This window comes from Micromonospora marina (genome assembly GCF_900091565.1).
GTDB classification, from domain to species: Bacteria; Actinomycetota; Actinomycetes; order Mycobacteriales; family Micromonosporaceae; genus Micromonospora; species Micromonospora marina.
Window position 1 is genome coordinate 176,883 of record NZ_FMCV01000001.1, and the last position, 14,539, is coordinate 191,421.

General features: G+C 73.8%; 13 protein-coding genes. 4 read left to right on the forward strand and 9 right to left on the reverse strand.

Features of this window, described 5'->3' with window-relative positions:
- Positions 1 to 67 precede the first annotated feature (67 nt).
- Together GA0070215_RS00815 and GA0070215_RS00820 are read right to left on the reverse strand one after the other, a co-directional pair.
- Entirely contained in the window at positions 68 to 613 is a 546-nt protein-coding gene (locus GA0070215_RS00815) for an LOG family protein (RefSeq protein WP_091040921.1), read from the reverse strand.
- Between the two features lie 3 nt (positions 614 to 616).
- The gene (locus tag GA0070215_RS00820; protein WP_091040923.1) at positions 617 to 1,480 is read right to left on the reverse strand and encodes an LOG family protein; all 864 of its coding nucleotides are present in this window, start codon (positions 1,478 to 1,480) and stop codon (positions 617 to 619) included.
- A gap of 172 nt (positions 1,481 to 1,652) precedes the next feature.
- Here GA0070215_RS00820 and GA0070215_RS28320 point away from each other — a divergent pair, with 172 nt between their 5' ends.
- Entirely contained in the window at positions 1,653 to 1,814 is a 162-nt protein-coding gene (locus GA0070215_RS28320) for a hypothetical protein (protein WP_167361468.1), read from the forward strand.
- Positions 1,815 to 1,862: 48 nt separating this feature from the next.
- Here the strand turns inward: GA0070215_RS28320 and dapE are convergent, their stop codons facing one another.
- Positions 1,863 to 2,936, reverse strand: a complete 1,074-nt coding sequence (dapE, locus tag GA0070215_RS00825; protein ID WP_091040925.1) for a succinyl-diaminopimelate desuccinylase — start codon at positions 2,934 to 2,936, stop codon at positions 1,863 to 1,865.
- 103 nt (positions 2,937 to 3,039) lie between these two features.
- On the opposite strand from dapE, the gene dapD reads away from it, so the two are divergent.
- On the forward strand, positions 3,040 to 3,999 hold the full coding sequence (gene dapD / locus GA0070215_RS00830) for a 2,3,4,5-tetrahydropyridine-2,6-dicarboxylate N-succinyltransferase (protein WP_026267713.1): 960 nt from the start codon (positions 3,040 to 3,042) through the stop codon (positions 3,997 to 3,999).
- A gap of 58 nt (positions 4,000 to 4,057) precedes the next feature.
- On the opposite strand, the gene GA0070215_RS00835 is transcribed toward dapD, so the two are convergent.
- Positions 4,058 to 7,396 (reverse strand): S8 family serine peptidase, encoded by a 3,339-nt coding sequence (locus tag GA0070215_RS00835; RefSeq protein WP_091040927.1) that lies wholly within the window; start codon positions 7,394 to 7,396, stop codon positions 4,058 to 4,060.
- Between the two features lie 140 nt (positions 7,397 to 7,536).
- Here GA0070215_RS00835 and GA0070215_RS00840 point away from each other — a divergent pair, with 140 nt between their 5' ends.
- Positions 7,537 to 8,094, forward strand: a complete 558-nt coding sequence (locus GA0070215_RS00840) for a sugar O-acetyltransferase (protein WP_091040929.1) — start codon at positions 7,537 to 7,539, stop codon at positions 8,092 to 8,094.
- A 91-nt stretch (positions 8,095 to 8,185) separates the two neighbouring features.
- Positions 8,186 to 10,771: a hypothetical protein gene (locus GA0070215_RS00845; RefSeq protein ID WP_091040932.1), complete on the forward strand. Its 2,586-nt coding sequence runs from the start codon at positions 8,186 to 8,188 to the stop codon at positions 10,769 to 10,771.
- 4 nt (positions 10,772 to 10,775) lie between these two features.
- Here GA0070215_RS00845 and GA0070215_RS00850 read toward each other — a convergent pair whose 3' ends face one another.
- From GA0070215_RS00850 to fdxA, 5 genes are read right to left on the reverse strand one after another with little or no spacing between them, the layout of a single operon-like run.
- A complete protein-coding gene (locus GA0070215_RS00850; RefSeq protein ID WP_018784717.1) occupies positions 10,776 to 11,426 on the reverse strand; it encodes a nucleoside/nucleotide kinase family protein in 651 nt (216 codons plus the stop codon).
- Positions 11,426 to 12,067, reverse strand: a complete 642-nt coding sequence (locus tag GA0070215_RS00855) for an SIMPL domain-containing protein (protein ID WP_091040934.1) — start codon at positions 12,065 to 12,067, stop codon at positions 11,426 to 11,428. The genes GA0070215_RS00850 and GA0070215_RS00855 overlap by 1 nt, the downstream gene beginning before the upstream one ends.
- Before the next feature lie 5 nt (positions 12,068 to 12,072).
- The gene (locus GA0070215_RS00860; protein ID WP_018784715.1) at positions 12,073 to 13,089 is read right to left on the reverse strand and encodes a prephenate dehydrogenase; all 1,017 of its coding nucleotides are present in this window, start codon (positions 13,087 to 13,089) and stop codon (positions 12,073 to 12,075) included.
- A gap of 1 nt (position 13,090) precedes the next feature.
- Positions 13,091 to 14,200 carry a succinyldiaminopimelate transaminase gene (dapC, locus tag GA0070215_RS00865; RefSeq protein ID WP_036345218.1) on the reverse strand — a complete coding sequence of 370 codons (1,110 nt, stop codon included), beginning with the start codon at positions 14,198 to 14,200 and terminating at the stop codon, positions 13,091 to 13,093.
- A complete protein-coding gene (fdxA, locus tag GA0070215_RS00870; protein ID WP_007464872.1) occupies positions 14,197 to 14,523 on the reverse strand; it encodes a ferredoxin in 327 nt (108 codons plus the stop codon). The genes dapC and fdxA overlap by 4 nt, the downstream gene beginning before the upstream one ends.
- Positions 14,524 to 14,539: the final 16 nt, after the last annotated feature.

Here is a 14,539-nt window from a genome sequence, read left to right on the forward strand (position 1 = left end):
CAAGCCCGGACACCACCACCTCCGCGAGATGGTGTCGATCACGCACGGGCGGCCGACCGGGCGCGCGTCACGTGAGGCGGGCGTCGACCAGGTCCAGCGCGGCGGGGACGCCGTCGGCGACCATCAGCAGGTCCAGCGCGGCCGGCTTGAGGAACCGCTGCTCACCGAGCCCGCGGATCCAGTCGAGCAGCGGCCGGTAGAACCCGTCCACGTCGACGATCACCATCGGCTTGGCGTGCAGGGCCAGGGTGGCGGTGGTCCAGACCTCGAACAGCTCGTCCAGTGTGCCGAGCCCGCCGGGCAGCGCCACGAACGCGTCGGACTTCTCGTCCATCAGCGTCTTGCGGCTGGCCAGGCTGTCGGTGACCAGCAGCTCGTCGGAGTCCAGGTCGGCCACTTCCAGGTCGACCAGGGACTGCGGGATGACGCCGACGGTGCGACCGCCGGCCGCCCGCGCGCCCTGCACCACGGCGCCCATCATCCCGACGCAGCCGCCTCCGCTGACCAGCGTGTGGCCGCGCCGGGCCAGTTCCTCGCCGGTCTCGGTGGCGAGCGCCAGCCAGCGGGCGTCGAGAGTACGGGAGGACGCGCAGAAGACACAGACGTTGGCCACGGATCAGCTCCGTCCCGCCGGGCCGTCGGGGGCGGCGTCGGCGGCGGCGCGCTGGTCGGCGGCCACCCGGGCGACCGCCTCCTCGCGGACCGCCTCCTGCTCGGCGGAGAGTACGGCCTCGGCCTCCACGATGTGCCGGACCGCCTCGTTGACGTCGTCGGTGAGGCAGATCAGGTCCAGATCGGCCGGGCCGATCTTGCCCTCGGCGGCCATCGTGCCGCGCAGCCAGTCGAGCAGCCCGCGCCAGTAGCCGGTGCCCATCAGCACGACCGGGAAGCGGGTCACCTTGCCGGTCTGCACCAGGGTGAGCGCCTCGAACAGCTCGTCCAGGGTGCCGAAGCCGCCGGGCAGCACCACGAACGCCTGGGCGTACTTGACGAACATGGTCTTGCGGGCGAAGAAGTAGCGGAAGTCGATTGCCAGGTCGACCCAGTCGTTGAGGCCCTGCTCGAACGGCAGCTCGATACCGAGCCCGACGGAGAGGCCGCCGGCCTCACCGGCGCCCCGGTTGGCGGCCTCCATCACGCCGGGGCCACCGCCGGTGATCACGGCGTACCCGGCGCGGGCGAGGGCGCCGCCCAGTTCCTCGGCCATCCGGCACTCCGGGCTGTCCGGCTTGCTCCGGGCGGAGCCGAAGACGCTCACCGCCGGGGGCAGGTCGGCGAGGGTGTCGAAGCCCTCGACGAACTCGGAGAGGATCCGCAGCGCGCGCCAGGCGTCCTTGGTCTTCCAGTCGCTGCGGCCCCGGGAGTCGAGCAGCCGCTGATCCGCCGTACTCGTCGGAATCGCCCGATTGCGCAACGTCACCGCGCCGCGGTGACGCTCCCCCCGGTTCCGCTCCTCCCGCCGGCCGTCCCCGGCAGGCATTTCCCTGCTCTCGCCCATGGGGTCACCGTAGTAGAGGGGCTCCGGCGCGGCGCGCAGGCCCGGAAGCCGGAGAAATCTTTGGATCCGGGCAACTAAATCGGTCGCACGTACGTCTTACTATTCACATACCCGGTATACCCCGGGCGACGCGCCTTCGGGGGAGGAGCCAGCGTTGATCAGTAACAGCGAGATGATCCGGATTCGCCGTCAGATGCAGCGGCGGATCCGTGACGTGGTGGCCGAGCGCCGCCGCGCCCGGATGATGGAGACCCACCGGTCCGACCTGACCGCCGAGACCGGCGAGGCGGACGCACCCTTGACGACGACCGTCTGACGATCCCGGGGCCCGCGAGGCGGGCGCGGGCCCCGCGATCGCAACGCGTCAGGCCGGCGCCAGCCAGCGGTGCAGCGTCGCCGCGCCGTCCCGGATCTTGGTCAGCTCGACGTGCTCGTCCTTGTGGTGCGCCAGGTTCGGGTCACCGGGGCCGAAGTTCAGCGCCGGAATGCCCATGGCCGCGAACCGCGCCACGTCCGTCCAGCCCAGCTTGCCGATCGGTGCGGCACCGACCGCCGCCAGGAACTCCTGCGCCGCCGGGCTCTCCAGTCCGGGCGGCGCACCGGCCGCCGCGTCGGTGACCTCCAGATCGAAGCCGGCGAAGACCTCGCGCAGGTGCGCCTCGGCGCCCGCCGGGTCGCGGTCCGGGGCGTACCGGTAGTTGATCTCGATCTCGCAGCGGTCGGGGACGACGTTGCCGGCGACCCCGCCGGTGATCCGGACCGCGTTGAGACCCTCGCGGTAGTCGCAGCCCTCGATGGTCACCCAGCGGGCCTCGTACGTGGTCAGCCGCCGCAGCACCTCGCTCGCGCCGTGGATGGCGTTCACGCCGTGCCAGGAGCGCGCCGCGTGGGCCCGCTCGCCGTGCGTGGTGACCACCGCCCGCATGGTGCCCTGGCAGCCCGCCTCGACGATCCCGTACGTCGGCTCCAGCAGCACCGCGAAGTCGGCCTCCAGCCACTCGGGGTGGCTCTGCGCGACCAGGGTGAGGCCGTTGTACCTCGACTCGATCTCCTCGGCCTCGTAGAAGAAGTACGTGACGTCGTAGCGCGGGTCGGGCAGCGTCACCGCCAGGTGCAGCGCGAAGGCGACACCGGACTTCATGTCGGAGGTGCCGCAGCCGTACATCAGGTCGCCGCGCATGGTCGAGGGGAAGTTGCCGTTGAGCGGAACGGTGTCCAGGTGGCCGGCGAGCACCACGCGCTGCGCCCGGCCCAGGTCGGTGCGGGCCATGACGGTGTTCGAGTGCCGGTAGGTGGTCAGGTGCGGCACTCCGCGCAGCACCTCCTCGACGCAGTCGGCGATGGCCTTCTCGTTGAGGGATACCGACTCGATGTCGACCAGGGCGCGGGTCAGCGCCACCGGATCGGCCAGGACCTCGGGGGTCAACGGGTTCTGCATGTCTCGCACGGTACCGTCAACCTCGGTGGGCGCGATGAACACGTGCCGCGCCCCCGGACGCGGGCAGCGGCGGACGCCGCCGCCGGAGGAGAAGGGTGACACCGTGACGTCCGCACCATCCGCCTGGGGCATCGGCCTGGCCACCGTCACCGCTCAGGACCAGGTGCTCGACACCTGGTACCCGACCGGCAAGCTGGGTCTGGGCGAGCTGCCGCTGGTGCCCGGCGAGGACCGGGCCGACGTGCTCGACCTGCCTCCGGGCGCGATCGGCGAACGGGCGCTGCCCGGCCTGCGCACGGTCGAGGTGACCACCGTGATCGGCTCGCTGGACGACCCGATCAAGGACGCCTCCGACGCGTACCTGCGGTTGCACCTGCTCTCCCACCGCCTGGTGCGGCCCAACGAGGTGAACCTCGACGGCATCTTCGGCAAGCTGGCCAACGTCGCCTGGACGTCGGCCGGGCCGTGCCCGCCGGAACGGGTGGACGAGCTGCGCGTCATCGAGCGGGCCGCCGGGCGCCACCTGTCCGTGTACGGGGTGGACAAGTTCCCCCGGATGACCGACTACGTGGTGCCGTCGGGCGTGCGGATCGCGGACGCGGACCGGGTCCGGCTCGGCGCGTACCTGTCGTCCGGCACCACTGTGATGCACGAGGGCTTCTGCAACTTCAACGCCGGCACGCTGGGCACCTCGATGGTCGAGGGCCGGATCGTGCAGGGCGTGGTGGTCGGCGACGGCTCCGACGTCGGCGCGGGCGCCTCGATCATGGGGACGCTCTCCGGCGGTGGCACGGAGAAGGTGCGCATCGGTGAGCGCAGCCTGGTCGGCGCGAACGCCGGCATCGGCATCTCGCTCGGCGACGACTGCGTGGTCGAGGCGGGCTGCTACGTCACCGCCGGCTCCAAGGTGACGCTGCCGGACGGCCGGACGGTCAAGGCCCGCGAGCTGTCCGGCGTCGACGGGCTGCTGTTCTGGCGCAACTCGGTGACCGGCGCGCTGGAGGCGAAGCCCCGCACCGGCCAGGGCATCGCGCTCAACGCCGCGCTGCACGCGAACGACTGAGCCGTACCCCCGACCGGGTCCGCGACGGCGACGGCCGCGCGGACCCGGACGGGCCGGCTCACCGCAGGCGGTACGCCTGGATGATCCGCTGGGTCACGGTGTTGCCGGCGTCGTCACGGGCGGTGGCCCGCAGCGACGCGTACCCCGGGCCGGCCGGGTGCCGGACGGTCGCCGTCCACCCCCCGCCCTGCTTCTTCGATGCCGCCTTGCGCCAGGTCTTGCCGCCGTCGTAGGAGACGTCGACGGTGAGCGCCACGACCCGGCCGGACGGTGCGCCGGGCTGGCGCTGCACCGTCACCGGCACGGTGAACGTCCGGCCCGCCGGGGCGGAACTGTCCACCGCCAGCGGCGGCGTGAACCGGACCGCCATGGCCGGGAGCCGGGCCGGCACGTCGCCCGGCACGCGCTTGGAGCGGAACGTCCACGTCGCCGAGACCTCGGTGCTCAGGTCGGTGAAGCCGCGCGTCGCGCTCGTCTCCAGCCGGTAGTTCGCCGTCCCCGGCGGCACCGTGAACTCGCCGTAGCCCGGGTAGGGCGACTCACCGACCAGCTTGCCGTTGCGGTAGAGCCGGGTCTGCTCGGTGTCGTTGAGCGAGCCGCCCGGGTGCCCGGCCGCGTCGCTGTGCACCGGCAGCAAGACCACGAAGGTGTCGCCGATACGGGTGATGCCCTCCTCCGGCCACCGCGGCTGCGGGAACGACGGGCCGAACGGGGCCTTGTTCCACTCGTCGCGGTAGGTGTGCCCGGCCCGGTAGCGAATGGGCACCGACCCCAGCACCGCCCGCGGCTGGAGCCACCCCTGCTCGTCCCGCTCGCCGAAGGACAGTTCGGCGCTCCAGCGGGTCCGGGTGGTGCTGAGGTGGTGGATCCGTTTGCCCGGCACCCGGACGGGCAGGACGATCGCCGAGCCGCCCATGTTGTAGTCGGGCTCCGCGTACACGACCAGTTCGGTGTCCATCCCGGTGTAGCCGGCCGCGAACCGGTTCGCGACGGTGGCCAGGTCGGCCGGCCGGTAGTGCCGGACGAAGCCGGTCGGGAACCGGCCCGGGAACAGCTCGTTCAGGCCGTAGAAGTACGGGCTGCGCTCGGGCGCTGTCGGCTCGGCCCACTGGCTGGCGAGCGAACCGACGAACAGCTTGTCCGGGACCGTGCGGCCGAGCTGGGCGGAGTGGAGACCTTCGAACCTGTCGGTCCAGAGCCCGAAGGTGTTGTAGTAGTCACCGAATCCCCAGGCGGCGGAGAGGTCGATCAGCAGTGGCGCCGCGCCACGCTGCGGCACCGTGGTACGGATCGGCTTCGCCCGCCGGGCGTCCAGCGTGAGCCGCTGGTTCCCGGTCACCACCAGTTCCGGCTGGGCCAGGAAGGAGACCTCCGACCAGCCCTGGTCACCGTCCACGAAGATCAGGCTCTGCACGCCGTACCGGCCCTTCGGTACGCGGATGCGGGCCTCGCCGTCGGCGTCGTACACGTCGCGGTAGCTGACGTCGTCGAGCCCCAGCAGGCTGGTGTAGTAGCCGCCGGTAAGTGCGCCGGAGCGGTCGCGGTGCGTCACCGTGAGGTCGTAGCTCTCCACCTCGCGGTCGACCGCGAGCGGGGTCACCGCCACCGAGTCGCCGGCGCGGGCGACCAGGCGGCCGGTCCAGTAGCCGTCGGTGCCGAGCCGGGTGTCCACCACGACCGTCACCTGGGCGGTGCCGCCCGCCGGGACGGTGAGCCGGGAGGTGCTGAGGGTGAGCATGCCGGCCGGTGCGGTCCGTCCGCCCGGTCCGGTGAACCGGGTGCTCAGGTCCAGCGTGAGCGGGGCGTTCCCGCCGTTGCGGTAGGTGACCGTCCGGCTGATCGGCTGGTCGTCGGTGTGCGGCCAGGTCGCGAGGCCGAACGAGACGGACGCCGGTTCGCTCGTCACCTGCTGGGTGATCGCACGGGCCACGTCGACCCGGCCCGCGCCCTGCTGGAACGCGGTCTGCTCCGGGTGCGGCTTCGCCGACGCCATGAGCGTCGCCTTGTAGCGGGCCGGCGTCCAGCCGGGGTGCTGCTGGGCGAGCAGCGCGACCGCGCCGGCCACGTGCGGGGCGGACATCGACGTGCCGGACAGCGAGGCGTACCGGTCCCCCACCGGGTCGCCGATCTGGCCGTTCGCGGCCCGCGCGGCCACGATCTCCACACCCGGCGCGGTGATGTCCGGCTTGATCGCCCCGTCGCCGGCGCGGGGTCCGCGGCTGGAGAAGTCGGCGAGTTCGTCGTTCCGGTCCACCGCGCCGACCGCGAGGGCTGCGTCGGCGGTGGCCGGCGAGCCGACGGAACCGTCCGCGCCGTCGTTGCCGGCGGAGATCACGAACAGCGTCCCGTACTGCTCGGTGAGCGTCCCGATCGCCTCCTCCAGCGGGTCCACCTCCGGGGTGTCGCCGCCGCCGAGGCTCATGTTGACCACGGTGGCCCGCTGCTCCGCCGCGGCCCACTGCATGCCGGCCAGGATGGCCGAGTCGGTGCAGCCAAAGACCTCGCACACCTTCCCGGACAGCAGCGTGGCGTCCGGCGCCACGCCCCGGTACTTCCCACCGGAGGCGGCGCCGGTGCCGGCGATCGTGGAGGCCACGTGCGTGCCGTGGCCGACGATGTCGTCCGGGTCCGCCTCCTCGGTGAAGTTGCGCGACTGGGCGACCTTGCCGGCCAGATCCGGGTGGGTGAGGTCGACGCCGGTGTCGAGCACCGCGACCCGCACGCCCTTACCGGTCCAGCCGGCGGCCCACGCGGTCGGCGCTCCGATCTGCGGCACGCTGTGGTCGAGTGTCAGCCGCCGCCGGCCGTCGAGCCAGATCCGGTCGACACCCCCCGCCGCGTCGAGCCGGGCACCGGAGCGGTCCGCGCTCACCGCTTTCCAGAGCGCGCCGGTGTCACCCTTGTCGGCGACGACAGCCGCGCCGGCGATCGCCGGCAGGTCGCGGGTCACCCGCGCGCCGGCGAGCGGGGCCGTCGCCCGCCGGGCTGCTCCCGGCCGGTACGTCACGAGCAGTGGTACGGTGCCGCGGCGCGCGTCGTCGTACCCGGCCTCGATCAGCCCGGTCACGTCGAACAGCCGCCGGTCGAGTCTGCCGGCGCGGACCAGCGGGAGCGCGTCCTGGGGCAGCACGGTGAGCCGGTCACGCTCCCGCCCGACCAGGAACTGGATGCCGGCACGGCCGGTGCCGGGGCGTACCGCGGCACGACCGCCGGGGGCGACGGTGACCCGGTCGCCGGTGATCAGGGTGACGGTGACCGGACCGGCGCCGGTCTGGGCGGACGGGCCGGTGGGCGCGGACGGGCCGGTGGGCGCGGCGGCCGGCGCGGGCACCGGCAGGCCGAGCGCCAGCGCCAGGCCGAGGCCGACCGCCGTCAGCTTTCTGCGGTTCCGGAGCAACCTTCCTCCTTCGTCAGGCGTTTCATCGATGAGAGACACATCGACGCGGATATCAGGATTGCATACCAGGTATGCAACAGGAAGTCGCCGATCCGACGGAACCACCACCCCACTCCCGGGCGGGCCGGGACGATCGAGCGATGACCTCCATGAAGGACCGGATGCTGGCCGGCGAGCAGTACATCGCCGACGACCCCGCGATCATCGCCGACCTGCAGCGCGCGGCCCGGCTCGGCGAACGCTTCAACCGCAGCTCCGCCGACGACCCTCCCGGCCGCCTCGCGGCGCTGCGTGAACTGCTCGGTTCGCTCGGCGAGGACGCCTGGGTCCGGCCGCCGCTGTACTGCGACTACGGCTCGCACACGCACATCGGCCCGCGCACCTTCGTCAACTGCAACGCGGTCCTCCTCGACGTCGCCCGCATCACCATCGGCGCGGACGTCCAGATCGGGCCGAACGTGCAACTGCTCACCGCCACCCATCCGGTGGAGCCGGAGGCGCGCCGAGCCAAGTGGGAGTCGGCCCAGCCGATCACCATCGGTGACAATGTCTGGCTCGGCGGAGGCGTGATCGTGCTGGCCGGGGTGACCATCGGCGAGAACACGGTGGTCGGCGCCGGTGCTGTGGTCACCCGTGACCTACCGGCCAATGTGGTGGCGGTGGGTAATCCCGCTCGCCCAATCAGGACTCTGACATAGCCGCCTGAGCTGCGGGAACAATCGTTCCAGCGGATGCGAATTCCCGACCCTTCGCGCACTCTGGGTAGTAGAGCGTTCACCAGGAGGCACAATGGAACGGGTCCTCGAACTGCGGGTGCACGGCGTCTCCAACACTCCGCCGGATCAGCTGCTCGGCCTGACCGCCGCCGTCAACGGTGACGGTGCGCAACCAGCGCTCGTCGCCGGTGGTCAGGTGACCGGCTTCTACCGGTCCAGCACCGCCGGCCGGGACGACCCGATCACGGTCGAGGCGTACAGCTGGGGGCAGTTGACCTCCGGCGCGCGGACCCGGCGGGACGTGGAACGGGCGCTGTGGACGCTGATGCTCCCGTTCGCGCTCGCGAACGTCGCACTGCACGCCCGCGCCGGCATCCCGCCCGACCCGGACCAGGAACGCTGGGTCAGCCGGTCCGGCATCACCGCCTGGCTGATCCGCCTGTTCTGCCTGAGCCTGACCTGCACGCTCGTCGTCACCGTGACCGGCGTCGGAGTGGACCTGGTCGGCTGGCAGTGCGTGGAGGCGGCCTGCCTCAGCCAACTGCCCGGCCCGTGGGAGTTCCTCGGCGACTCCTGGTGGCGCGCGGACACCCGGGCGCTCGCGCTCGGGCTGCTGCTGCCGCTGCTCGTGCTGGCCGCGATCGGGCTCGTCGCCTTCCGCACCTACCAGTACGAGGCGCAGATGCCCGCCGACCCGCACCACCACGCGCCGGCCCGGGAGGACGGGGAACCGGACGGGCACCCGAACCCGCCTGAACCCTCGCAGAACCCGTTGCAGGACCCCACGTTCTGGCACGGCGAGGGACAACTGCGCCGGGCCGCCGTGCTGCACCTGTGCACCGGCGCGGTCAGCGCCGCAGCCGTACCGGTCGCCGCGGTGCTGGTCATGGACCCGCCGCGCGGGGTACGGGCCGCCGTCGCATGGCCCACAGTGGCGCTTCTCGCCGCCGTGGTGGTGATCGCCGTGGTCGCGGTCGCCCGGCCGTGGCTGAGCCGGCGGCAGGGCGCCACCCCACTCGGCCGGTGGAGCGTGGCGGTCGCGACGCTCACCGCCCTCGGACTGGCCGGAGCGTTCCTCCTGCTGCTGCTTCCCGACGGGGCGGCCGGGCAGCCGCTGTCGACGTACCGGCCGCCGGACGGGTGCGTGGCCGGGCCGGACACCGGCGGCTGTCACGCCGACCGGTCCCTGCCCGGGTACGACACCGCGATCGCCTGGCTCGTCGCGTACCAGGTGCTGTTGCTGCTCGCCATCGCCGCGGCGAACCGCTCCGGCCGCCGGGCACTGACCGGACCCGCCGCCGGGATGCTGCTGCTGCCGCTCGGCGCGGCCTGGATCGAACGCGGCCTGCCCGCGCTGCCCGCCGCGCCGGACGCGCTGCGCACCTGGATGCTCGTCGGCCCGGCCGTCGCGCTGGCCGCCGCCGGACTGTTCCTGCCCCGCCTGCGGGCGTCGGTGCCGACCCAGCCGCTCGGCGCGTACACCGATCTCGCCTGGCGCGGCTGCGCCCCGGCGGTCATCGCCGGATTCGGCTGGATGATGGCGGTGGCGTACTGCGCCGGGCTGCTCTACTGGGTCAGCGACCGGCTCGACGCGTCCGCCGAACCGAGCGGCCCGAGCCGGGTCGTGCCGCCGCTGGCCGTCTTCTGGGCCGGGCTGGCCTGCGCGATCGGCCTGGCCGCGCTGATCGTGCTGCTGATCCGGGCCGTCGTCCTGCTGCACCGGCTGCGCCGCGTCGAGTACGCCCGGCTCGCCGCCACACCCGGCCTGTCCGCCCACGACCTGCGGCGCTGCCGCGACGTCAGCACCTACCGCGCGCTGCACCGGCTGGTCGGCGAGCACGCGGTACGGCTCCTCGGCTGCTACGCCGCGTTCTGCGCGATCCTGGTCACGCTCTGCTGCGCCGCCGCGCTGTCCGGCGAGCGGCCCAGCCCGCTGTCCCCGTCCGGCTGGCAGACCGCCATCCACTGGACCGCCGAGCGCGGCGACACCGTCCTCGGCTGGCTGCCGGTGGTGATGGCGGCGCTCGGGCTGCTCGTCTACCGCACCGACTCGGTACGCCGCTCGGTCGGGGTGGTCTGGGACGTGTGCACGTTCTGGCCCCGGGCCGCGCATCCGCTCGCGCCGCCCAGCTACGCCGAACGCGCCGTACCGGAACTCCAGACCCGGGTCGCGGGACTGCTGGCGCTGCCGCCGCACCACAGCGCCCGGATGGACGGCGTCATCCTCTCTGGGCACAGCCAGGGCACCGTCATCTGCGCCGCGGTGCTGCTGCAACTTCCCCGCCGGTGGCGGCTGCGGACCTGGTTCTTCTCCTACGGCTGCCAGCTCACCCGGCTCTACGGGCGGGTCTTCCCGTCCTACTTCGGACCGGAACGGCTGCGGGCGCTCGCCGGCGCGCTGACCTGGCCCGGCGGGCACGTGGCCTGGACGAACTTCTGGCGGGACACCGACCCGCTGGGCTGGCAGGTCAGCGCCGGTCAGCGGGACGTGCCGGTGGCCGACCCGGAGGCGCTGCACCCGTCCGGCGGCGAGGTGGCCGACCCGCCCATCCGCAGCCACAGCGGCTACCCGGAGGCGACGGAGTTCACCCGGGAGCGGTCGGTGGTGGCCCGGCTGCTGCGCCGCACCGTGCCCTCACCCCGGCAGCGGACCGGCTGACCGGTCAGGCCGCCTGCGGCGGGTCGGCCAGGCGTACCACCAGGTCGGCGTGCCCGGCCGTGCCGGCGACCAGCCGGGCGTTCTCCTCGTCGCTGCCCAGCGCCCAGGCGCGGGCCTGCTCCGGCGACTTCCCGTACGCCTCGTGCCGGGCGGTGAGCCGGCGCAGCCGCAGCTCCGCGTCCAGGTCGAGGAACCAGACCTGGTGTACGAGCGTGCGCACCTCCTCCCACGGGTCGTCCCGCAGCAGCAGGTAGTTGCCCTCGGTGACCACCAGGCGCACCTCGGGCGGCACCTCGATCGACCCGGCGACCGGCTCCTCCAGGTCGCGGCGGAACTCCGGCGCCCACACCGACGTCGGCTCCAGGCGGCGCAACCGGCGCAGCATGGAGACGAAGCCGTTGACGTCGAACGTGTCCGGCGCGCCCTTGCGCCCGGCCAGGCCGAGCCGCGCCAGTGCCGGCCCGGCCAGGTGGAACCCGTCCATCGGGACCAGCCGGGCGGACGGGCCGAGCGCGGCCACGATCCGTTCCGCCAGCGTCGACTTGCCCGCCCCCGGCGCCCCGGCGATGCCGAGCAGTTGCCGCGGGCCGTCCCCGGCCAGTGCACGGGCCCGGGCGATCAGCTCGTCGAGCGCGAGCACCTCCGCCGGTGGCATCAGCCCAGCACCGGCTCGCTGATGGTGAACCGCGCCTCGACCGCCGCGTGCACCGGCTGCGGTGCCGGGTCCAGCTCCAGCTCCGGCTCCGGCTCGCCGGACCGCGCGTACGCCGCCTTGACCATCATCGGCGGGCCGGCGCTCATCCCGGTGTCGGACAGCTCGCGCAACGCGATCACCCGCGCGCCGAGCGCCTCGGCGTACTCCCGGGCCCGGACCAGCGCGTCGGCGATCGCGGCCTGCCGCACCTCCCGGTACGCCGGGCTGTCCGGCCGCAGCGACCACACCGGCCCGGCCACCTCGACCTGATCCTGGTCGGCCAGGCGGAGCATCAGGTCACCGAGCGCGGTGAAGTCGGTGGTCGTCACGGTGGTGCTCAGGCTGCCCTGGTAGGCGACCACCCGGTCGCCGGAGCGCTTCGTCACCGGCCGGACGTGGACCTGGCCGGTCTCCCGGCGCTCCACCGCGGGCTCGGCCGCGTCCAGCAGCGCGCGCACCGCGGCGGCGCGTTCGGCCAGCCGGGTCAGCGTGGTCTCCCGGTCCCGGTCGCGCGCCACCGCCGTCACCGTGAACCGGGCCAGCTCGGGAGCCGTCTCCCGGTACGCCTCACCGCGTACCGCCACGACCGGTGCGTCCGCCATGCCGCTCAGCCTAACGGCGGGGTGGCCGGGAGGTGTCCCGTGTAGGTGACCGCGCCGGCCGTCTCCCGGACCTCGCTCAGGTGGCCGCCCGCCGTGCCCAGCTCCCGCAGGTACGCCAGCTCGCCCGCGTGGTCGGCGGCCGCCGGGAACTCCCGCCGGTGCGCGGTGAACGTACGGGCCCGCAGCGTGGAGCGAACGTCCCGCCCCTCGGCGAACCGGTCGGCCAGGGCACCGGCGTCACCACCGCGCAGCGCCTCGGTCAGCTCGTCCAGGAACGCGCCGAGCGCGTCCAGCTCGGCCAGTACGCGGTCCCGGTTGCCGAGCAGCATGTTCGCGGTCCGCTCGGGTGGCCCGCCGGCGACCCGGGTGCCGTCGGAGAAGCTACCGGCGGCGAGCGTCAGCACCGCGTCCCGCAGCGCCGAGCGGTGCACGGTGCCGGCCAGCGCGCCCGCCAGCACGTGCGGCACGTGCGAGGCGAGCGCGGCGGCGCCGTCGTGCTCCGGGGCGGACATGGGCACCACCCGGGCGTGGAAGACGTCCACCAGCAGCATCGCCAGCCGCCGGAACGCACCCAGGCCGGTCGGCCCCGGACAGAGCACCCAGGCGGCGCCGTCGAGCAGGTCCGGGCTGGCCGCGCCCGCTCCGGCGCGGTCCGCGCCGGCCATCGGGTGGCCCGGCACGAAGCGGTGCCCGAGCCCTTGCACGGTGGCGGCGGTGCTCACCTCGGCCTTGACGCTGCCCACGTCGGTGAGCACGCAGGCCTCGTCGGTCACGGCGGCGACCCGGGCCAGTGTCGTCGGCAGCGTGGGCAGCGGGCCGCAGAGGAACACCACGTCCCGGCCGGTGACCGCCTCCTCGACCGTGTCGGGCGCGTCGACGCCCCGGTCGCGTATCTGCCGGCGGGCCACCGGATCGGGATCCCAGCCGGCGACGTCGAGCCCGGCGTCGCGCAGCCGCAGCAGCACCGAACCGCCAATCAGTCCGGTGCCGACCACCGCCGCCCGCGCCAGCCCGCCCGCCACGTCAGGCCCCGGCGAGCCGCCCGGCCACCGCGTCCACGTGCTCGTCGGACTCGGTGAGGGCCACCCGGACGTGCCGGGCACCGGCCGGTCCGTAGAAGACACCGGCGGCCACCAGGATGCCGCGGCGGGCCAGCCGGTCCACGGTCTCCCAGCAGTCCTCGCCCCGGGTGAGCCACAGGTAGAGCCCGGCCTCCGAGTGCTCGACTGTGAAACCCGCGGCGGTGAACGCCTCCCGCAGCTTCTCCCGCCGGACCCGGTAGCGCTCCCGCTGGGCGTCGGCGTGCTCCTGGTCGCCGAGCGCGGCCACCATGGCGGCCTGCACCGGGGCCGGCACGATAAGTCCCGCGTGCTTGCGGATCTTGAGCAGCTCGGCCACCAGCGCCGGGTCACCGGCGACGAACCCGGCCCGGTAGCCGGCCAGGTTGGAGCGCTTGGACAGCGAGTGCACCGCCAGCACGCCGTCGTACGAGCCGCCGCACACCTCGGGCGAGAGCACCGAGACGGGCTCGGCGTCCCAGCCCAGCGGCAGGTAGCACTCGTCGCTGGCGACCACCGCGCCGCGCTCGCGCGCCCACTCGACCACCTTGCGCAGGTGGGCGGCGGGCAGCACGCGGCCGGTCGGGTTACCCGGCGAGTTGACCCAGACCAGGCGGACCCGGGGATCCGGGCCCAGGGCGGTCAGCGAGTCGGTGCGTACCGTCGTCGCGCCGGCCAGCCGGGCCCCGTCCTCGTAGGTCGGGTAGGCCACCGACGGCACCACCACCACGTCACCGGGGCCGAGCCCGAGCAGCGTGGGCAGCCAGGCCACCAGCTCCTTGGAGCCGATCGTCGGCAGCACGCCCAGGCCGTCGACGCCCGCGCCGCAGGCCCGCGCGACCCAGGCCGCGATCGCGTCCCGCAGGGCGGGCGTACCGGCGGTCAGCGGGTAGCCCGGTGCGTCGGACGCGTCGGCCAGGGCCTGCCGGATCAGGTCTGGCACCGGGTCGACCGGCGTGCCCATCGACAGGTTGATGAGACCGTCCGGGTGCGCCGCGGCCGTCGCGGCCGCGGCGTCCAGGGTGTCCCAGGTGAAGTCGGGCAGCCGTGCCGAGACCGGCGAGTGCCGGTTCAGTGGCCCTCGCCGCGCGGCGGCTGCGCGGCGACGAAGGTGGCGTCCTTCTCCACCTTGCCGATCTTCGAGGCGCCACCGGGCGAGCCCAGGTCCTCGAAGAACTCGTAGTTGGCCCCGGTGTAGTCCTTCCACTGCTCCGGGACGTCGTCCTCGTAGAAGATCGCTTCCACCGGGCAGACCGGCTCGCAGGCACCACAGTCGACGCACTCGTCGGGGTGGATGTAGAGCATCCGGTTGCCCTCGTAGATGCAGTCGACCGGGCACTCCTCGATGCATGCCTTGTCGAGCACATCCACGCACGGCTCGGCGATGATGTAGGTCACCGGTCTTCTCCTCCGC